This window comes from Haloarcula argentinensis DSM 12282, assembly GCA_000336895.1.
GTDB lineage: Archaea > Halobacteriota > Halobacteria > Halobacteriales > Haloarculaceae > Haloarcula > Haloarcula argentinensis.
On record AOLX01000023.1, the window covers coordinates 75026 to 93462 of the forward strand.

Here is an 18437-nt window from a genome sequence, read left to right on the forward strand (position 1 = left end):
CACTGCGCGAACCGCCGTCAAAGAGCGCTCTGACGGGCCGCGTGAAAACCGAATATTTTCCGCATACTGGGGAGCGGCGACGCTACAAACGGTGGGTGTTAGAACGTCGACTTGAACCGCGTCACGCCGTCGTCGGTGCCGGCGATGACGAGCTTGTCAGTCGGTTCGATAGTCACGTCAGGGCCGAGGTCGGTGATGACGGCACCGTCGCGTTCGATAGCGACCACCGTACAGCCCGTCCGTGAACGGATATCGGCTTCGCCGATTGTCGTATTACCGAGGCCGTCGGCAGCGACGCGGATGACCTCGACCTGCTGGTCCATCGAGATGACGTCTTCGTCTTCGAGAATCGTGGAGGCGAGCATCCGGCCGCTGACCGTCGACAGCGCGAGGACGTAGTCCGCGCCCGCACGGTACATCTTCTGGACGTTCTCGCTTTCCTCGGCGCGGGCGATGATTTCGACGTCCGGGTTGAGGTCACGGATAACCAGCGTCGCGAATTCGGTGTCGGTATCCTCCGATAGGGCGAGAATAACCGTTCTGGCGGCGCTGACGCCGGCGTGTCGCAGATCGTCGGGCTCCGTGGCGTCGCCGACGACATCGACGCCGGTCCCGTCGGTTTGATCGAGCACCGTATGCGGTACCCCGGCGTTCGTGAGCGCCGACGTGATCGTCTGGCCGACCTCGCCGGCACCGATGATGACCGTCTCCCCGCGGCGAAAGCCACGCACGCTGGAGAGGGTCATCTCCTTGAGCCGCTCCAGTTGGCGTTCGGTTCCCGAGACCAGCAGGACCGTGCTGCCGTCGAGTTCGGCGTCGGGGTCGGGCGGACTCACGAACTGGCCGCGGAACCACGCACCGATGACGTTGACGCCGGTTTCCTCGCGGATACCGCTGTCGGCCAGCGTCGTTCCGACGAGGTCGCTCCCGCGGTGGATCGGCAGTTCGGCGATGTCGAAGTCCTCGCCGATCTCTATCGAGTCCCCGAGTGTCGTCGAGACACCGGTCGTCACCTTGCTGGCGAGGCTCTCACCGAGCAGTCCGCGCGGCGACAGGACAGCGTCGGCTCCGGCAAGGTCGTGGTACTTCGCGCGGTCGGGCTCCTTGACGACGCTGACAGTCTGGACGGACTCGTCGACTTCGCGGGCGGTGAGGATGATACTGGTGTTCACTTGGTCGGACGCGTCGGCCACGACCGCCCGGGCGGACGACAGGTGGGCTCGTTCGAGCCCATCGACGGACTGCGGGTCGGCGTGGATGACGTAGTACCCGTCTTCGTAGAGGGCGTTAGCCCGGTCTCGGTCGGGTTCGACGATGACGTAGTCGACGTCCCAGGTGTCGAGTTCGGTGACGAGCGTCTCACCGCGGGGGGAGAACTGACAGATGACGACGTGGTCGCTGAGGCTGTTCTCGACTGTGTTCGGGGCTTTCGTCTCCATCGCCTCTTCGAACAGCGGAAACAGCAACACCGGCAGCGCGAGGAAAATGAGCACGACGCCTGTGATATCCATCACGATGACGAGCAGCCGCATTTCCGTGGTACTCCATGGGGCGTCCGAGCCGTACCCGGTCGTGGTGAACGTTTCGACCACGACGCGAAGCGACCGCAGGAACGGTTGCGGGTTGTTTTCGAACACTGCCATTCCGTAGTCGTATGCGAACGCGTACCCCAGAATGATGCCGCCAAGCGCGACGATATACAGCAGCGTCCGTCGCAGCCAGGTATCCATCTACTACGTTCTGGGATACCGAGTGTAAAACAGTTATGTCCGGCTAGCCGACGGTCGCTTCCCGTGACGAGCAGTAGCGGTGCGCAACCCTGTCCGGTTGCTGTCTTGCACTTTCACTTTCACCGCGCTACGACGGGATTTAAGTCAATCGCGTTCGTTCTCCCGCATGCAGTCACACGCTCCCCCTTTCCGTTTCAGGCCACTACCCGTGTAGTTGCGACTGTAACACCTGTCGAGACTGCATAGTCGGCCCACAGTATAACATGGTCCGGTGAATAGCCACTCCCATGCTCTCATTTGAGGATGTCCTCGCGGCACAGGACACCGTCTCCGAGACGGCCAGACATACACCGCTTGATTACTCGCACACGTTTTCGGCGATGACGGGCGCGGATATCCATCTCAAGCTCGAACTGTTCCAGCGCACGGGGTCGTTCAAAATACGGGGTGCGACCAACCGTATCGCGTCGCTTTCAGATGCTGAACGGGAGGCTGGTGTCGTTACTGCGAGCGCCGGCAACCACGCCCAGGGGGTCGCACTGGCCGCCACGCGAATCGGCGTCGATTCGAAGATCGTGATGCCGGAACGGGCCCCGGTCTCGAAAGTCAAGGCGACCCGGAGCTACGGTGGTGACGTGGTCCTCCACGGTCGAGACTACGACGCGGCCGCCGAACACGCCCACGAACTCGAGCGCGAGGAGGGCCGGACCTACGTCCACGCCTTCGACGACGAGAAAGTGATGGCAGGGCAAGGGACCATCGGACTGGAGATCTACGAGGACCTCCCCGGCGTTGATACGGTCGTCGTCCCTATCGGCGGCGGTGGCCTCATCAGCGGCATCGCGACGGCGCTCAAAGGCAAGGACGAACGCATCCGTGTCATCGGCGTGCAGGCCGAGGGGGCGTCCAGCGTGGCAGAATCTCTGGAGAAGGGCCACCGCATCGAGCGCGACAGCGTCGAGACTATCGCCGACGGCATCGCCACTCGTACCACCGGCGAGCAGACGTTCGAGGTCATCAGCGAGCGCGTCGACGAGGTCGTGACAGTGTCGGATTCCGAAATCGCTGTCGCGCTGACGACGCTGTTAGAGCGCTCGAAAACGCTTGCCGAGGGCGCGGGGGCCGTCGCGCTGGCCGCCGTCATGGAGGAGAAGTTCGACTTCGAGGACGACGAGACGATCGTCCCCGCGCTGTGTGGCGGAAACATCGACCTGAACATGCTGACCAACGTCATCATGCGTGGCCTCGTCGAGACCGGCCGCTATCTCAAAATCCGGACCGTCCTTCAGGACCGCCCCGGCGCGCTGGAGGAACTCGTCGAGGTCCTGTCACGCGAGCAGGTCAACATCTATGGCATCGAGCACGACCGGACCAGTCGCGACGTGGCGATGAGTTCGGCCGAGGTCGAACTGGACCTGGAGACTCGCGGCCACGACCACGTCGATGAACTCATTGACGCGCTCACCGACGAGGGGTACGAGGTCGACGTGCTCGTCTGACCCGAAGCGGCCGCCTCGCGGCGCTCTCGCTGTCGGCTTCCTCTTGATGCAGGCTCTCGCCATCGTCCTGCGCTGATTCCGGCGGGGTTTTAGCCGTGGCGGCCACCGCTTCGTGTATGGGACGGCCCGCACGGACAGTACCTGCCGAGACAACAGCACGGAGCGGAGGACGCTGATGGACCCACGAACGAAGGCCAGCCTCCTGTGGGGCGTTGTCGGGGGCCTCGCGTTTCTGGTTCTCATTCAGGGCTACGAACTGCTGGCCGGGGTACCGGTGTCGATACCGGCCAAAGCTGGTGTCGCCGTGGCTGTCGGTGTTGGGACGACACTCGCATCATACCGTATGCAACCCCGGCTGTTCGGAAACGAAAGCCCTTAATCGCCCGCCCTCACACTCTCGAAGTACGAGCCAGGATGGCCGAACGGTAAGGCGCACGCCTGGAAAGCGTGTTCCCTTTCGGGATTCTGGGTTCAAATCCCAGTCCTGGCGTCTTCTGCAACTGACTGTGAGTGAAGAGCGACAGCGACGACCGAGCCAGCAGTCGTGAAACGCTGACGACTGGGATTTGAGCACGGTAGTCGCAGCCCCGGAACAGCCGAACGAAGTGGGGACCACACGCCCGGAACGTCTACCACCTGTTCAAATCCCAGTCCTAGCGTAGCGCGGTTCGAACGACGTGAGAACCTCGGAGAACGCGAACGGTGAACGAAGTGAGCCGTGAGCGGGCGTCTTCTGTGACTGACTGCGAGCGAGGAGCGTCCACTTCTGGCACATTGGTGCGTCTCTCACCGCCGAACCACCGTACCGTTTTGCCGCCCCAGTACTGATACTCGGTCGATGGTCGAACAGCGCGACGGTGACGAGATAGACCTGCTGGACTCCTCGATTCGGACGACCAGCGGAGCGCTGGTATCAACGACGCTATTCGTTCTCAGCGGCATCGTCTACGCGTTCGTTACGTCGCCTGCGGCGACCGGGACGTATTTTTTCATCGCCCTCTCTGTCTCCTTGGTCCTGCGTCCGATTCGAGGTATCAGCCAGGCGCTGAAGAAGGTTGGCAGCGAACGGGGTGAACTCGTCGGCCCGTATCTCGGTCTGGCGGCGCTGTTTGCCCTCGGATACCTCCTCATCGTCGGTGTGATCGTGGCCGCGCTGGCCGGCGCAATCGTCCGGAACACGGTGATTTCTCCGGGGCTGCTCGCCCCAATCGGCCTGTTTGCGGTTTCGGTCGCGCTGTCGATGATTGTGTCGAGCCTGGTCGGTGCCATCGGCTACCCGAGCGTGGAGACATGGCTCACCAGTACGCAGAGCGCTATCCAGCTCATCATCCTGCTGGCGCTGGCCCCGACACTGACGAGCGCCGTCGACCTGTTGCTGATCGTCGCCGGCGTCCGGCTGGCGGTGCTCGGTCCTGTCGCTGTCGCGCTAGGTGTCGTCCCGACCCTGCCCGACCGACACGCCATCGAGCGCGCCTGGGACTTCGCCAAGTGGAGCATCCCGGACCAGATTTTCGACCGCCTGTCGTACAACATGCCGGTGTACGTGCTGGGCATCGTCGCGACGCCGGCGGCCGTCGGTATCTACGAGGCCGCCGACCGGTTCGCCGACTTCGGCGCGACGATCTCCTGGCATCTCTCCTCCCCGCTGCTCACGAAGGTCAGCGGGGACTCCTCCGCTGGCGACACACAACTCGCCTACCTCGATGGCGCAGTTACCGGCGGGACAGGTGTCACCTTCGTCGTCTTCGGCTACCTGCTGGCCGCACACGACGTGGTCGCGCGGATCGCTTTCACCGGTTCGGAGGGCGTCTTCTCGGCGACTGTCCTGCTCGTCGGGGGCGTGAACATCCTCCGTGGCTTCTGGACGCTCACGTCACACGCGATGGAGGGTGTCGGAAAACCAAGCGTGAGCTTTCGTACGAAGCTCTACGGACTGGTGTTCAGTGTCCCGGTCCCAGCGATATTCGGTGCGGAGTTCGGAGCCATCGCCGGGGCCGCCGGGTACGGCGTCATGAATCTGGTCATCTTCGGGTACGTCCTCTACTACTCTCGGGACGTCTTTGGACGGATTCCGCTCGAACCGCGGGTAGCAGCATCTCTCACTGTTGGCCTCGGCGTCTCGTTCGTACTCACGACGGGCGCGGTCGCCGGCCTCACGCGCACTGGCTTCTCCCCGATTGCCGTCGCCAGCGTGGCCGCTATGACGTGTCTCGTCGGCTTCGGTGGCTTCCTCGTTGTCGTGTCTGCACCGGCTAGACTCGTCGCTGTTCGGACAGCAACGCTGTGGCGCAGTCGCGCCCGCTCCCTGTTCGGGTGAGCGCCGCCGTTCGTCGCTGCCGCCGCGGCTCAGAGCCAGCGGTAGAACTCCAGCGTGTACCCTTCGGGGTCCTCGACGAACGCGGCGAAGGCATCGGCGGCGTCGACTTCCGTTGGTTCGAGCACCGGCGCAGCGCCGGCGTCGATGGCCGTCTCGAAAGTTTTCTGGACATCGTCGACGTTGAACGCGATGTGGTCCACGTCGGCGCGGTTCGGCGCGACCGGGGTGGTTCGGTCGGGGTCGTAGCGCAGTTGCAAGTCTCCGTCACCCTCGCGGCCGAGATAGACGTTTTCGACGCCGTCTAACGTGAACCGATTCGTCTCCTCGAAGCCCAGCGTGCCGTAGAATTCCATCGCACGGTCGAGGTCCGAGACGCAGATAGCGGTGTGTGCGAGGTCCATGCCGCGGCGTTGTGGACGGGGCGAAATGAGTGTGCCGGTACCGCGGCTGTCGCGGCCAGTTACAGCAGATCGCCGCGAGCGACGGGAACGACGCTGCCGCCGACCCGGACGCTGATATCCTCGCCGCTGCCGTCAGCCGAGAGATGCAACAGCGACGGTCGTCCCATCTCATAGCCCTGCTCGACACGGGCCTCGACGGCGGGGCTTCCGAGCATCTCGTGGCGGGCGAGATACGCGGCCAGACAGCCGTTCGAGGAGCCGGTCGCGGGGTCTTCCGGGACGTTGTAGAACGGCGCGAACACGCGGACGGCGAGGTCGTTGTCCTCGCTCCGCGGCTCTCGACAGACCGCAAGGACGTTCTTGGCGTCGCGGTCGCCGGTCACAGCGTTGTATGCGTCGCGGTCCAGGTCGATGGCTTCCAGCGCGTCGCGGTCGGCCACCGGGACGACAATCGTCGCCAGCCCCGTGGAGACGATTTCGACGGGCCAATCGCGGTCCAGTCGGTCAGCCGGCAGGCCAAGCACAGCGGCGAGGTCCTCGTGGGCCAACTGCTCGCCGAACTCGGGGGCCTGCTGCGTCATCCATAGGGTCTCGCGGCCGTCGCGCTCTCGAACCTTGACCGGAACCTCGCCAACAGGCAGGTCGAGCGTCACCGTTTCGAGGTTCCCGTCGGCCAGATGGTCCCGGATGACTTGTGCCGTCCCAAGCGTTGGATGGCCGGCGAAGGGTATCTCTGCGGCGGGGGTGAAGATGCGGACCGGCCACGCACCGTCGGCCGGTTCGCCAGTAACGAACGTCGTCTCGGAGTAGTTCATCTCAGCGGCGATGGCTTGCATCTCGTCCTCGTGTAAGTCATCGGCATCGGTCACGACGGCGAGCTGGTTCCCGGTGTATCGCTCCCGGCCGAACACGTCGACGATGTGAAACGGATGGGACATACCTGTTCGCTCGGCGGCATCCCCAAAGAACACTCCGGATGCCTGACGGATGGTACCGTGACACTCACAATCAACAGGCTATTTGTCGCCGTCAGCCGTGTCGTGGGCATGGACACTGTCGCGGTCGCCTGTTTCGACGGATTCGACGAACTGGATGCCATCGGTCCCTACGAGGTATTCCAGAACGCAGCGCGCTTTGGTGCGTCGTGGGACGTGACGCTCCGGTCAGTCCGAGAGAGCGACACCGTCACTGCGAGCCACGGACTCCGGGTCGAACCGGACGGGTCGCTCGCCGACGTAACTCTGGACCTGCTTGTCGTGGCCGGTGGCGGGTGGAACGACCGGAGCGAAGCCGGCGTCTGGACGGAAACCGAACGTGGGGAGCTACCCGAGGCCGTCGCGGCGGCACACGACCGCGGCGCGACCATCGCCGGCGTTTGTACCGGCGGCATGGTGCTCTCCCGGGCCGGCTTGCTCGATGGCCGTCCGGCGGTGACACACGGCGGCGCAATCGAGGACTTGCGAGCGACCGACGCGACAGTTGTCGACGCCCGGGTCGTCGACGACGGCGACGTTCTGACCTGTGGCGGCGTCACGTCCGGGCTGGACCTCGCCGTCCACCTCGTCGAGCGCCAGTGGGGCGCGGATGTGGCCGCCGCTGTCTGTGAAGAGATGGAGTACGAGCCCCGCGGCGACATCTTCAGCGGCGACTCGGTATAAGAGCGCTCTCCGGACGGGCGTCTCAGGCGTTTGCGCGGGCGTCGTCGAGCAGCGCCTGCACGTCGACGGCCTCGCCGGTCTCGCTGCTCTCAATGGCGGCGAAGACGATGGCCATCGACTGGAGGACGCTGTCGACGTTCGTCGGCATCGGCTCGCCGCCGTCGATCCAGTCACAGAACTGCTCGATGAGCCAGGCGTTCTTCCAGTGGGGCCGTTCGGCCAGCGGCACCGTTTCTCCGTCACCCTTGCCGATGCTCTCGAAGTTCCCGGTGTCGTACGCGTCGGCGTGGAACCGCTCGACATCGCGGCGGTCGAGGACGACGGTCTGGTCCGAACACTCGGCGCGGAACTGCTCGTGCCCCCAGCCGTTCAGCGTCGTCGCGTTGGCGTAACTGCCCTCGTACTGGGCGCGGGTCCCGTCGGCGAAATGCAGCGTCACGAGGCCGCTGCAGTCTCCGTCGTAGTCGGCCTCCTCGGGCGTCCACGTCTCGGCGTACACCCGCTCACAGGGTGAATCGGCCAGCGATGCGAGGATGTCCAGGTGGTGGATTGCGCCGTCGAGCAGGAGCATGTCGTCCATCTCGTAGACGTAGTCAGCGTAGAAGCCGCGTTCGCGGACGTTGCCCGTGTACCGGGCTGTCAGATAATCGATGTCGCCGGCTTCCTCGACGGCCCGCCGGAACGTCGCCTTGTCCCGGTCGAACCGGTGGCTCATCGTGACGCCCATCTTCTTGCCGGCCTCGTCGACCTTCTCGGCGACGCGGACCGACGCCTCGAGCGTGTCAGCAATCGGCTTTTCGGAGATGATATGCAGGTCGTGGGCGAGTGCCGTCTCCACGACGGCCTCGTGGGTCGACGGCGGCGTCACGATGGAACAGATGTCGGCCGGGCGCTCCGAGAGCGCGGTTTCGAGGTCGGTGTAGCACTCCTCGGGCGACAGGCCAAGTTCCTGCTCTGCCAGTTCGTGCCGTTCCGGGTCGGTATCGACTGCGGCGACGACCTCGATTCGGTCGTCGTGAACGTTCGGCGGAATCGCGTCTGTCGCCCAGGTAGAGCCCTGGCCACCCAGACCGACGTGGACTAATCGGTATGTCATGGCTCCGCTATTGCTTCAACGAATAAATGCTGCACTATCTCATCAGTACTCGTCCGCGTCCGGGAACTCGACACGTCGCTCCATCCCGTCTTCCGCGAGCACCACTTCGCCGTCGAACGCGTCGCGGGCTTCGTCGACTAGCTGGTCGGCGCTCGCAGCGTAGCGCGTCGAGATGTGCGTCAGCGCCAGCGTCGACGCGCCGGCCTGTCGCGCTACGTCGGCGGCTTCCCGGGCAGTGGAGTGCGCTGTCGCCTTCGCCCGTTCCTTCCGGTCTTCGGCAAAGGTAGCGTCGTGGACGAGCAGGTCCGCGCCCTCGCTCGCCTCGATGACGCTCTCCGTCGGCAGCGTATCGCCGGTGTAGACGAATCGCCGACCGGGGCGGGCCGGACCGACGACAGCTTCCGGCTGGATAGTCTCACCTTCGTGTTCGACGGCCTCACCGCGGTGGAGCTTGGAGTACTTCGGCCCCGGTGGGATGCCGAACTCCGCTTCGGCTTTCTCCCGGTCGAACTTCCCTTTCCGGTCGTCCTCGTCGAGGACGTACCCGACGCTGGCACAGCGATGGGTCGTCTCGATTGCCCGAACCTCGTACTCCGACCGGTCGAGGACTACGTCTCCGGCCGACACTTCGTTGATGCGGACGGGAAACGAGGGGGTCGTCCCGTTGGCCTGGATGAGCTGTTTGATGTTCCCGCGCGTGCCCGCCGGCGTGTGGACGGCGATCGGCCGCTCGCGTTCGTTGAAGTCCCACGTCTGGAGGAGTCCCGGAATCCCGAGCACGTGGTCGCCGTGGAGATGCGTGACGAACAGGTGGTCGATAGCGAAGCCGGTGCCAAAGCGCATCATCTGACGCTGTGTGCCCTCGCCGCAGTCGAAGAGGAGGTAGTCGCCGTCGCGATTGACGAAGATGCTGCTCGTGTTGCGCTGGGTCGTCGGCACGGCCCCACTCGTCCCGAGAAACGTCACGCGCATAGTCATCGCATCCTCTACTGCCGACGGGTAAACCGGTGTCGAAAGGTCGTCGTCACAGTAGCACTCTTCGTCTGGTTCAGGCGGGTCGCTACGACGGTCTTTGTGTGTCTAGTAGTGACATGGCTATTCGTGCTGGGCGGAAATAACGGCCGCTTTCCGACATTTCTCGCCATCTCGCGCTCTTCTCTGCCGAGAGCTTAATCACCAGCAAAACAATTTAACAGCGAGTACGTCTCGCTCAGTCTCACTTTCCCGATTCGGCGGTCACAGGGACCGGCTTAGCAGGTTATTATGTTTTTCTGAACTGTCTCGTCGGTTTATACGTCGTTCACCCGTCCTATCGTTCGCATTGCCTGCCGATCACTGCATGACCAACTCATGATAAACACTCGTACACTTGCCGTTTTCGCTGCGTTGCTCGTCGTTGGCGGCCTCACCGCACAGGTTGGGGCTGTACCGGGCGTGACAGCGCAACAGGAATCGCCGTCGGAACAGGCCGGGAACACAGGGATCGCTGTCGACTCCCTGACTGCTCCAGAGAGCGTCGCACCGAACTCGACTGCTGACGTAGCTGCAACGGTCACGAACAACGAGAACACTTCGGTGACTGAATCCGTGGCGTTCCGGTTCGACGGAGCTGTCGTCGACCGGACGCTCGTCACGCTTGAGCCCAACGAGACCACCACAGTCCAGTTCTCCACGGACACGACCGGCATCGAACCCGGTGACTACCGCCACGGTGTCTTCACTAGCGACGACGGACAGGTCGCCGAGATTACCGTCTCCGACTCGTTCACGCTGGAGAGCCTTGACGCGCCGACGAGCGCCACCGCCGGTGACAACGTCACCGTCGACGCGACCGTGGCCAACCCGAACGCGTTCAACACAACGCAGACCGTCGAGTTCCGGCTGGGAGGTCAGCCGCTTGCCTCCGAGTCAGTGAGCCTTGACGCGAACGAATCTACTGACGTGACGTTCACCGTCGACACGACCAGTGTCGAGCCGGATACGTACATCCATAGCGTCTTCACGCGCGACGACGGTGCGTTCGACGAGATCACCATCGAGTCTGCTACTGACACGCCTGAAGAGCCAACTGAAGACGAAACCGAGGAGCCGCCAGCGAACGAGACCGAGGAACCGACTGAAGACGAAACTGAGGAACCACCCGCCAACGAGACCGAAGAACCGCCAGCAAACGAGACGGAAGAACCGACCGAAGACGAAACTGAGGAGCCGCCCGCGAACGAGACGGAAGAGCCGACCGAAGACGAAACTGAGGAGCCGCCAACGAACGAGACGGAAGAACCGACTGAAAACGAAACTGAAGAGCCAACTGAAGACGAAACCGAGGAGCCACCCGCAAACGAGACCGAAGAACCGACTGAAGGCGAGACTGAAGAGCCGCCAGCGGACGAAACTGAGGAGACTGACGAAAGCGACGAGACCGACGAAACGGACAACGCGACCGAAGAAGCCGGGACGACAGAAGGCTAACGCGCCACCCTGTCACCCGTTCACATTTTTAATGGTGGCCGTCGTACCGTAGTCCATGAAGTTCGTTATCGTTGGCTATGGCCGCGTCGGCATCCGGACCGCACGGATTCTACAGAGCGAAGGGCACGAAGTCGTTATCGTCGACAACGATCCTGTGAAAGTCGAACGGGCCAGAGAAACCGGGTTTGAGACGATCCAGGGTGACGGCAACGAGGAGAGCGTCCTCGTCGATGCCGGCATCGAAACCGCGGACGCTATCGGCGGTCTCACCGGCGACCTGAACACGAACTTCACCGCCTGTATGATCGGCAAGGAGTTCGGCTGTCGGACCGTTCTACGGATCGACGCCGACTACCGCGAGGAGATCTACGAGAAGTACGCCGCCGACGTGGACGAGATCATCTACCCCGAGCGGCTGGGCGCAGCCGGCGCGAAGACGGCGCTGCTGGGCGGTGACTTCAACGTCCTCGCCGATCTGACCGAACAGCTCTCGGTCGCGAGCATCCGCATTCCCGACGACTCACCGTTTGTCGGGAAACGGGTTGTCGAGGTGGAACTCCCTGGCGACGCTCACATCTACGCACACGGGAGCGACCACGAACCGATGACGATTCCGCTCCCGCGGACAGAAATCGAACCCGGTGACAGCGTTGCGATCATGGCTGATCCCGGCGGGCTGGACGACATTCGAGCGACGCTCCGTGGCGACGCGCCAGCCTAAGATTCCGGGTATCCGGGCCGCTCTGTCGAAATATCTCTCAGACTGACAGTATCTGCTGTGTTCGACGAAAGCCGGGGGGAAGTAGGATATGAAAGGGAGGATCGCGGTGTCCGGGCGCGTCTGGGGAGGATAGGATGGCACGCAGTGGCACCGACATCCACTGCAGCCGTGGAAGCGCGCCCGTACCGGGTGGAATGCTACCGGTAGACATAAATACCCGTCAGACAGGCGGCCGACGGACGACAGACGACACGGCTTTTTGCCCGGCCAACCACTGTTTTCTGTTATGACATGGGCGACGCTGTTCGAACGTGCGGCGGACTACCAGACCACGGGCGAGGCCGTCTGTGCGGCGCTCGACGAGCACCGGACGGAGGACGAGGACGATGCATGAGCCGTCGCCAGCGCGTGTCGTCGCGGACGCCGATGTCCTCGCTGCCGACCTGTTGTGTGGGCCAGACAGCGACGCCCGTGACGCTCTCGACCACGTTCGCCGCCACTCGTGGGTCGTGCTCGTCGCGAGTGACCACCTGTTAGACGATGCTACTGCCGTCATCGCCGACCTCGCCGACGACGCCTTGGCGGCCGACTGGCGGGCGCGGATCGAACCCGACTGTGACATAGTCGACCACCCGGCCGGCGACCACCCCGCGCTGGCCTCGGCCTACCGGGGCGGCGCACAACATCTCCTTTCTTACGATGACGACCTGCGAAGCGCCCGGACCAGCGCGTCGCTCAACCGTCATATGTCTCTGAGTGTCAGACCACCGGACGCCTTCGCTCGCCTGTTCGATCCGGAATCACTGTACCCCGTCGTCGAGAACGGCGAATACCCAGGTCCTGACCGGGACCCGCGTGCGTAGCGAGTCCTCAGTCGTCAGCCGTCGTTACCGTGGTTGCAGAGGCTGTCCCTGACGGCCCGGCCGCGTCCTTGGCAACCTCGAACGCCGCAAGTACCTCGCGCAGCTCGTCTGTCTGGGCTGCCATCTCCTGCACTTCGTTGGTCACTTCGGTAATCGTCGCGGTCTGTTCCTCGGTCGCGGCGGCGACGGCCTCGGACTCCTCGTTGGTCTGCTCGCTCACAGTCGCGACTTCGTCGACCATATCGACGACCTCCTGTGTGGTCTCCGCCTGCTCGGAGGTCGCTCCCGAGATCTCCTGAATCGAGGCGTTGACCTCGCCGAGCACGTCGACGATGTCTTCGAAGTCCCGGAGCGCCGACTCGATGGTCGCGGCGCTGTCGGTCACTTGCTGATTCGTCGCCTCTACGTCGCTGACGGTCTCGCTGGCCTCGTGCTGGACTGATTCGATGCGGTCCGACACGTCCGTCGCGGCGTCGCGGGTCTCTTCTGCGAGTGTCTTCACCTCGTCGGCGACGACAGCGAATCCGTCTCCGCTCGCGTCCGCGCGAGCCGCTTCGATAGAGGCGTTTAGCGCGAGCATATTCGTCTGCTCGGCGATATCCGTGATGACTTCGACGATGTCGTCGATCTCGCTGATCTGGTCGACCAGACTTTCGACCGCGACGGCGATGTCGTCGATACGAGCCTCCATCTCGTCGAGTTCGTCGATCGCCTGCTCGGCGTCCGCGCGTCCCTCGCGCCCTCGCTGCGTCGCCTTCTCTGCGGTGTCGGCCGCGTTTTCGGCGGTGGCGGCGATCTCTTCGACGGTGGCAGATAGCGTGTTCATCTCCGAGGCGACGTCGTCGTGGCGCGACGCCTGCTGGCTGGCTCCAGCCGAGATCTCCTGAATCGACCGGGAAATCTCGTCGCTCGCATTGTCGATCTCTTCGACGCTCCGAGTGACGTGGTCGCTCGTCTCGTCGACGTCCTCGGCGAACGTGGCGACGGTTGCGACTGTCTCCCCCAGCGTCGTCACGAGGTCGTTGTAGTTCTCGACGACGGCGTCGAACTGCTCGTCGTCGGCTTGGAAGTCCTCGTCGATAGTGGCCGTCAGATCCCCGTCTTTCGCCCGCTCGGCGGCGTCACCGAAGGCGACGACGAGGTCGTTGAGCGCCTGAGAGCGCCGTTCGAGGTCGCTGGTCATCTCCTGTAGTTCGGTCGTGTAATCGTCCATGCTGGCGGCCATCTTCTCCAGCGACTGTCCGAAGGTTCCGGGCACGTCCTCATCGAGGACGTCGGCGTCGAACTCCTGCCGAGAGAGCGCGTCGGCCTGCCGGGACACCGTCAGCAGATAGGATTGCATCGAGCGAAACGACGAGAGCAGTTCGGCGACCTCGTCGTCGCGCTCGCTCTCGGGCAGTTCAACGTCGAGTTCGCCGGCCGCGATGTGGTCCGCACCCGCGGCCATCGCTGTGACGGGTTCGACGAAGTCTTCGCGGGTGATGAACACCGTGTTGGCGAACGCGACGATAGCGCCAGCCAGCAACACGCCAGTGACGACGAACCGGACGGTCCCGCTGGCGACAAGCGAGACAACTGCCAGCGCGACTGAAGCGGCGAACTGCAGACCGACGGCTGCGAGCACCTTCCGCTCGACTGAACCGGAGACGCCAAAGAGATCGAGTGAGTCACGTATCACCGACTTGTACTGTCCGACGGGGTCTGTGAGCATACGCACCTTTTTCTTACAGTGTATAATAAGGTTCGAGTCCGATTCTCGGAGATTGAAAACGAATCAGTGGCTGAAAGCCCGACAGAAGATGATTTGAGCGCTGAAATCACCCATGGTATCGGAACTGATTCTCTACCTGTCCCGATTGACCAGCGCTGCAACGCGCCGGACGAGCCAGCGCGGTGTCACCCTGACAAGTCGGTCGATCAGCCGCATCGACCGCCGCGGAATGACGACAGTCCTCCCAGCGGCGGCCCCCTCGTAGGCCGCCGATGCGACTGCGTCGGGCGCATTCGAGGTGACCGATCCGACAGTCGAGTCCGCCATTCCGGCCCGTTCCTGGAACGCCGTGTCGACCGGGCCGGGACAGACTACCGTCACGTCGACCGGTGTCCCCCGAAACTCCTCGGCGAGCGCCTCGCTGAAGCTGTTGATGTACGCCTTGCTCGCGTAGTAGCCGGCGAGGTTCGGCCCCGGCTGGAACCCGGCGACTGAACCCATGTTGATAACCGCGCCGCCGTCGTCGAACTCGTCTATGAACAATCGTGTCAGCTCGACGGGGAGCATGACGTTCAGTCGCAGTTGCGTTCGCTCCACGTCGAGGTCGCTTTCGGCGAACGGCCCGTAGGTCCCCACACCGACGTTGTTGACGAGGACATCGATGTCCAGGCCGCGCTCGGTCACCTCCTCGTACAGCTCTTCAGCGGCCGCCGGGCGGTCGAGGTCCATCACGACAGAGGTCGCCGTGACCGCCCTCGTTTCGAGGTCGTCGGCCAACCGCTCCAGTTTCCCTTCGCTCCGGGCGACCAGCACTACGTCGTGTCCCCGTGCGGCGAACTCGTGTGCCAACGCTTCGCCGATGCCCGCTGACGCACCAGTTATCAAGGCGGTGCCGCCGGTCCCGACGACCGGTACGTCGCTACCGCTCACCGTACCACTCCGCGACCGTTGTCGCTTCGGGTTCCAGCGCCGTCGGTCCCTCGCCGCTGGAACTTCCGAGGGATGTACTGCATCCCTCGACGGACGGTTCGCTACCGCTCACCGTACCACTCCGCGAACTTCGCCAGCGCCCGACCCCGGTGGGAGATGGCGTTCTTCTGCTCGGTGCTCATCTCTGCGAACGTCGTTCCGTCGTGCTCGAAGATAGGGTCGAAGCCGAACCCGCCACCGCCGCGCGGCGCGACGATATCGCCGTTCACGCGCCCCTCGAACAGTTTTACCGGAACTGTCTCGCTGCTCTTCTCCGCGCTCCCGTCGTGAACCTGCTCGTCCGTCGTCGCCGTGCCGCGGTCGTCGGCCGCTAGGTCCTGTCCGCGCCGGTCCTCGCGGTCGATCCCGCCCGGGTCCGGCGTCGCCTCGAACCCCTCACCGTCGCAGTACGCGATCACTGTTTTGAACGCCGCGCCACGGTCATCCTCCGGTTCGGTCATGCGCCAGACGCGCTCGACGCCGACGGTATCCTCGACGTAGGAGGAGTACGGCCCGGGGAACCCATCGAAGGCGTCGATGAACAGCCCCGCGTCGTCGACGATGACCGGCCCGTCTGCTGCTCGGTAGGCTGCCCGCGCTCCCTCGGCCGCGACCGTTTTCAGGTCGTCGGCCTGGACTTCCGGGTAGTCGAAGTCGAACTGCTGGACGTCGTCGTCGAGATACTCGGTCGCCTCCCGGACTTTCCCGGGATTGGTCGTGACAAAATTGAGCATACCGGCACACGGCGACCGGCGATAAAAGAGCCGTCGAAACTCTGCTCGGGCGGACTGCTGTAGAGTATTTCCGGACCGTACCGGGGGCCGGCGCGGACCGCACCTCTCCGTCAGTCGACGACGACTTCGACCGGTTCGTCCTCGCTCTCGGAGTCGAACTCCTCGCTGCTGCCGCCGCGTTCGAGATACAGCATCACGCCGGCGACCGCCAGCACGACCCACGAGCGCCAGTTCGCCAGGTTCAGCGTGTAGCCGATGCCGAACGGCTTCTCGACCAGCATGTCATCGCCCGGCTTCCAATAGGCCGACACCAACCGCTTGAGGCTCGGTCGTTCGAAGTTGTACGGCACGCCGAACAACGTTCCCGACTGGGGTTTTTCTGCCATACTGCGTTCTATTCGGGCCGAGGTTAAACCATTTGTCCACCACCTTTTTGCTGCGAGGGGTGTCCTCGGCCGCGTTGCGGCCTGCGGGCACCCACGCTTGCAAAAACGTGGGCGAAAAAGGCGCGAATCGCGGAGCGGTTCGCGTGAAACCGCGGCCGAAGGCCGCGGTATGCTTGCTCCACCGACCGCCACTCAGCACCTCCCTTGGGGTCTTCACCTACTGATACCGGCCCCGACCCTCGATATCGTCGAGGCTGGCGAATACCGCCTCGGCGTGGTCGCTCTCAGTCCGGTAGGCGTCTTCAGCGGCCGACAGCAGCGCCTCGGGGTTGTCCGCGGTTCCGGCGAGCGACTGGGCGAGGACGTGGAGGTCCATCGCGTGGTCCTCGGCCTCCTGCGTGTAGTACCCGAGGCCGAAGTCGATGAGGAACGTTCGGTCCGTCTGGTCGTCGTGGCTACCGACCCGGATGTTCCGCGTCGTCGGGTCGCCGTGCACGAAGCCGGCGTCGTGGATGCGAGCGAGCCAGCGGCCCACGTCCGCGACACGGGCTTCTGACAGCCCCTCGCGGAGGTCGGTTTCGCCCACGCGCTGGAAGACAATGCGCGACTCCTGTGGATCCACGTCCCGCACTAGCGGCGTCGGGACGCCGTTTCGGCGCGCCTCGCTGGTGAGCCGGGCTTCCTGTCTGGTGCGTTCGATCCGCAGTCGCTCGTCCAGCGTCGGGTGACGGTAGCTCCGCGGCACGCGCTCCTTGACGACTCGGTCACCGTCAAAGCGGACGGTCGCCTCCGCGCCCTGAACTTCGTCGCCTCCCATCCTGTAGCTGTCCACCGACTCCTCGGTACCGCGCCAGGTGACGGCTACCTCGTCGGGCCGGAAGTTCGAGTCGATGCGCGAGTTCTCGATGGCGATGGTGTCGCCGGCCGCGTACATCTTCGCGCCGAGCATCGCTATCATCCCGGCGTTGTCCCGCAGGAAGCGATGTTCGGGGGCGTAAAACGCTGCGCCGCGTTGCTCGCACATCTCGCCGAGCATCCGCTGGAGGCGGTCGTTCTGGCCGACGCCGCCGCCGAGCACCAGTTCGTCGGCCCCGGTCAGCGACAGCGCCCGCTCGGAGACTTCCGTCAACATCGCGAAAATGGTCTCCTCCATCCCGCGACAGACGTCGTCTACTGGGACGCTATCGTCGACGGCCTGCTTGGCGGCGCTCATGATGCCCGAGAAGGAGAAGTCCATCCCCTTGACGACGTAGGGCAGTTCGTGGTATTCGCCGTCACGAGCGTGCTGTTCGACTTTCGGTCCGCCGGGGTGTGACCAGCCGATATGTCGCGTGAACTTGTCGATAGCGTTGCCGACGCCGGTGTCCATCGTTTCGCCCAGCACGCGGTACCGGCCGTTCCGATAGCCCAGAATGTGGGCGTTCGCGCCGGAGGCGTTCAGGCACACCGGCGAATCGAAGCCCGAGCGGTGGCGGCCCACTTCGAGGTGGGCGACCATGTGGTTCACACCGACCAGAGGCACGTCGAACCGCTGGGCGACCGCCCGGGCAGCTGTCGCGACGATTCGCAGGCAGGGTCCCAGTCCCGGACCGCGGGCGAAGGCGACGGCGTCGATTGGTGCGCCGGTTTTGCCGCTCCCGTCCACCCCGCCACCGGCCGCTCGCTCGTGTGCGTGCTCGATAGCTGTCTCGACGACGGTCGGGATGGCTTCGCCCATATGTTCGGCGGCCTCGCGCGGGTGGATGCCGCCGCTGTCTGGCGCGTACGCGTCAGTTTCGATGAAAACGTGGTCGTCGTCGGTTACCTGCGCTGGGTCCGGCGTCTCGAACACCGAAGCACTGGCTGCCCAGGCGGTACCTTCGATACCCAGAATACGCATCGGG

Annotated in this window: 19 protein-coding genes and 1 tRNA gene; 8 read left to right on the forward strand and 12 right to left on the reverse strand. The window is 64.2% G+C overall.

Annotated features, from left to right (window positions below; genetic code table 11):
- Positions 1-98: 98 nt before the first annotated feature.
- The gene (locus tag C443_RS13440; protein ID WP_005537037.1) at positions 99-1730 is read right to left on the reverse strand and encodes a potassium channel family protein; all 1632 of its coding nucleotides are present in this window, start codon (positions 1728-1730) and stop codon (positions 99-101) included.
- Between the two features lie 287 nt (positions 1731-2017).
- Here C443_RS13440 and ilvA point away from each other — a divergent pair, with 287 nt between their 5' ends.
- The 3 genes from ilvA to C443_RS13455 all read left to right on the forward strand — a co-directional run bounded on the left by ilvA (position 2018) and on the right by C443_RS13455 (position 3719).
- Positions 2018-3229, forward strand: coding sequence for a threonine ammonia-lyase (gene ilvA, locus C443_RS13445; protein WP_005537038.1), 1212 nt, complete (start codon positions 2018-2020; stop codon positions 3227-3229).
- Positions 3230-3404: 175 nt separating this feature from the next.
- Positions 3405-3608, forward strand: coding sequence for a hypothetical protein (locus C443_RS13450; protein ID WP_005537039.1), 204 nt, complete (start codon positions 3405-3407; stop codon positions 3606-3608).
- 29 nt (positions 3609-3637) lie between these two features.
- A tRNA-Ser gene (locus tag C443_RS13455) sits at positions 3638-3719 on the forward strand.
- A 150-nt stretch (positions 3720-3869) separates the two neighbouring features.
- Here C443_RS13455 and C443_RS21485 read toward each other — a convergent pair.
- Positions 3870-4019 carry a hypothetical protein gene (locus C443_RS21485; protein ID WP_160163354.1) on the reverse strand — a complete coding sequence of 50 codons (150 nt, stop codon included), beginning with the start codon at positions 4017-4019 and terminating at the stop codon, positions 3870-3872.
- A 48-nt stretch (positions 4020-4067) separates the two neighbouring features.
- Between C443_RS21485 and C443_RS13460 the strand changes: the two genes are divergently transcribed.
- On the forward strand, positions 4068-5546 hold the full coding sequence (locus tag C443_RS13460; protein ID WP_005537040.1) for a hypothetical protein: 1479 nt from the start codon (positions 4068-4070) through the stop codon (positions 5544-5546).
- Between the two features lie 29 nt (positions 5547-5575).
- Here the strand turns inward: C443_RS13460 and C443_RS13465 are convergent, their stop codons facing one another.
- Together C443_RS13465 and C443_RS13470 are read right to left on the reverse strand one after the other, a co-directional pair.
- Complete coding sequence (locus tag C443_RS13465) at positions 5576-5947, reverse strand: VOC family protein (protein ID WP_005537041.1); 372 nt, start codon at positions 5945-5947, stop codon at positions 5576-5578.
- Between the two features lie 59 nt (positions 5948-6006).
- On the reverse strand, positions 6007-6885 hold the full coding sequence (locus C443_RS13470; protein ID WP_005537043.1) for a PhzF family phenazine biosynthesis protein: 879 nt from the start codon (positions 6883-6885) through the stop codon (positions 6007-6009).
- Here C443_RS13470 and C443_RS13475 point away from each other — a divergent pair.
- Positions 6877-7605, forward strand: a complete 729-nt coding sequence (locus C443_RS13475; protein WP_005537045.1) for a DJ-1/PfpI family protein — start codon at positions 6877-6879, stop codon at positions 7603-7605. The two genes, C443_RS13470 and C443_RS13475, sit on opposite strands and share 9 nt — an antisense overlap.
- A gap of 22 nt (positions 7606-7627) precedes the next feature.
- On the opposite strand, the gene C443_RS13480 is transcribed toward C443_RS13475, so the two are convergent.
- On the reverse strand, positions 7628-8701 hold the full coding sequence (locus C443_RS13480) for a Gfo/Idh/MocA family protein (protein ID WP_005537046.1): 1074 nt from the start codon (positions 8699-8701) through the stop codon (positions 7628-7630).
- A gap of 42 nt (positions 8702-8743) precedes the next feature.
- The gene (gene rnz, locus C443_RS13485; RefSeq protein ID WP_005537048.1) at positions 8744-9679 is read right to left on the reverse strand and encodes a ribonuclease Z; all 936 of its coding nucleotides are present in this window, start codon (positions 9677-9679) and stop codon (positions 8744-8746) included.
- Between the two features lie 372 nt (positions 9680-10051).
- Between rnz and C443_RS13490 the strand changes: the two genes are divergently transcribed.
- The 3 genes from C443_RS13490 (at position 10052) to C443_RS13500 (ending at position 12754) form a co-directional block, all read left to right on the forward strand.
- Positions 10052-11170 (forward strand): hypothetical protein, encoded by a 1119-nt coding sequence (locus tag C443_RS13490; RefSeq protein WP_005537050.1) that lies wholly within the window; start codon positions 10052-10054, stop codon positions 11168-11170.
- Between the two features lie 55 nt (positions 11171-11225).
- A complete protein-coding gene (locus C443_RS13495; RefSeq protein WP_005537051.1) occupies positions 11226-11891 on the forward strand; it encodes a potassium channel family protein in 666 nt (221 codons plus the stop codon).
- 386 nt (positions 11892-12277) lie between these two features.
- Positions 12278-12754 (forward strand): DUF7384 family protein, encoded by a 477-nt coding sequence (locus C443_RS13500; RefSeq protein WP_005537054.1) that lies wholly within the window; start codon positions 12278-12280, stop codon positions 12752-12754.
- A gap of 7 nt (positions 12755-12761) precedes the next feature.
- Here C443_RS13500 and C443_RS13505 read toward each other — a convergent pair whose 3' ends face one another.
- The 6 genes from C443_RS13505 to C443_RS13525 form a co-directional block, all read right to left on the reverse strand.
- The gene (locus C443_RS13505) at positions 12762-14465 is read right to left on the reverse strand and encodes a methyl-accepting chemotaxis protein (RefSeq protein WP_005537055.1); all 1704 of its coding nucleotides are present in this window, start codon (positions 14463-14465) and stop codon (positions 12762-12764) included.
- Between the two features lie 132 nt (positions 14466-14597).
- Entirely contained in the window at positions 14598-15395 is a 798-nt protein-coding gene (locus tag C443_RS13510; RefSeq protein ID WP_005537056.1) for an SDR family NAD(P)-dependent oxidoreductase, read from the reverse strand.
- Complete coding sequence (locus C443_RS22160) at positions 15385-15507, reverse strand: hypothetical protein (RefSeq protein ID WP_311241321.1); 123 nt, start codon at positions 15505-15507, stop codon at positions 15385-15387. Before C443_RS22160 ends, C443_RS13510 begins: the two co-directional genes overlap by 11 nt.
- Positions 15497-16168, reverse strand: a complete 672-nt coding sequence (locus C443_RS13515; RefSeq protein ID WP_005537057.1) for a non-canonical purine NTP pyrophosphatase — start codon at positions 16166-16168, stop codon at positions 15497-15499. Before C443_RS13515 ends, C443_RS22160 begins: the two co-directional genes overlap by 11 nt.
- 110 nt (positions 16169-16278) lie before the next feature.
- A complete protein-coding gene (locus C443_RS13520; RefSeq protein ID WP_005537058.1) occupies positions 16279-16554 on the reverse strand; it encodes a DUF5808 domain-containing protein in 276 nt (91 codons plus the stop codon).
- A gap of 217 nt (positions 16555-16771) precedes the next feature.
- The gene (locus C443_RS13525) at positions 16772-18433 is read right to left on the reverse strand and encodes a bifunctional N(6)-L-threonylcarbamoyladenine synthase/serine/threonine protein kinase (RefSeq protein WP_005537059.1); all 1662 of its coding nucleotides are present in this window, start codon (positions 18431-18433) and stop codon (positions 16772-16774) included.
- Between the last annotated feature and the right edge of the window lie 4 nt (positions 18434-18437).

What these genes read in the sequence shown, in the direction of transcription:
- C443_RS13515 (WP_005537057.1), bottom strand. Translation starts at nt 16,168, where the DNA reads ATGCTCAATTTTGTCACGACCAATCCCGGGAAAGTCCGGGAGGCGACC.
- C443_RS13525 (WP_005537059.1), bottom strand. Translation starts at nt 18,433, where the DNA reads ATGCGTATTCTGGGTATCGAAGGTACCGCCTGGGCAGCCAGTGCTTCG.
- C443_RS13465 (WP_005537041.1), bottom strand. Translation starts at nt 5,947, where the DNA reads ATGGACCTCGCACACACCGCTATCTGCGTCTCGGACCTCGACCGTGCG.
- C443_RS13460 (WP_005537040.1), top strand. Translation starts at nt 4,068, where the DNA reads ATGGTCGAACAGCGCGACGGTGACGAGATAGACCTGCTGGACTCCTCG.
- C443_RS13495 (WP_005537051.1), top strand. Translation starts at nt 11,226, where the DNA reads ATGAAGTTCGTTATCGTTGGCTATGGCCGCGTCGGCATCCGGACCGCA.
- C443_RS13500 (WP_005537054.1), top strand. Translation starts at nt 12,278, where the DNA reads ATGCATGAGCCGTCGCCAGCGCGTGTCGTCGCGGACGCCGATGTCCTC.
- C443_RS13520 (WP_005537058.1), bottom strand. Translation starts at nt 16,554, where the DNA reads ATGGCAGAAAAACCCCAGTCGGGAACGTTGTTCGGCGTGCCGTACAAC.
- ilvA (WP_005537038.1), top strand. Translation starts at nt 2,018, where the DNA reads ATGCTCTCATTTGAGGATGTCCTCGCGGCACAGGACACCGTCTCCGAG.
- C443_RS13470 (WP_005537043.1), bottom strand. Translation starts at nt 6,885, where the DNA reads ATGTCCCATCCGTTTCACATCGTCGACGTGTTCGGCCGGGAGCGATAC.
- C443_RS13450 (WP_005537039.1), top strand. Translation starts at nt 3,405, where the DNA reads ATGGACCCACGAACGAAGGCCAGCCTCCTGTGGGGCGTTGTCGGGGGC.
- C443_RS13480 (WP_005537046.1), bottom strand. Translation starts at nt 8,701, where the DNA reads ATGACATACCGATTAGTCCACGTCGGTCTGGGTGGCCAGGGCTCTACC.
- C443_RS13490 (WP_005537050.1), top strand. Translation starts at nt 10,052, where the DNA reads ATGATAAACACTCGTACACTTGCCGTTTTCGCTGCGTTGCTCGTCGTT.
- rnz (WP_005537048.1), bottom strand. Translation starts at nt 9,679, where the DNA reads ATGACTATGCGCGTGACGTTTCTCGGGACGAGTGGGGCCGTGCCGACG.
- C443_RS13440 (WP_005537037.1), bottom strand. Translation starts at nt 1,730, where the DNA reads ATGGATACCTGGCTGCGACGGACGCTGCTGTATATCGTCGCGCTTGGC.
- C443_RS13475 (WP_005537045.1), top strand. Translation starts at nt 6,877, where the DNA reads ATGGGACATACCTGTTCGCTCGGCGGCATCCCCAAAGAACACTCCGGA.
- C443_RS13505 (WP_005537055.1), bottom strand. Translation starts at nt 14,465, where the DNA reads ATGCTCACAGACCCCGTCGGACAGTACAAGTCGGTGATACGTGACTCA.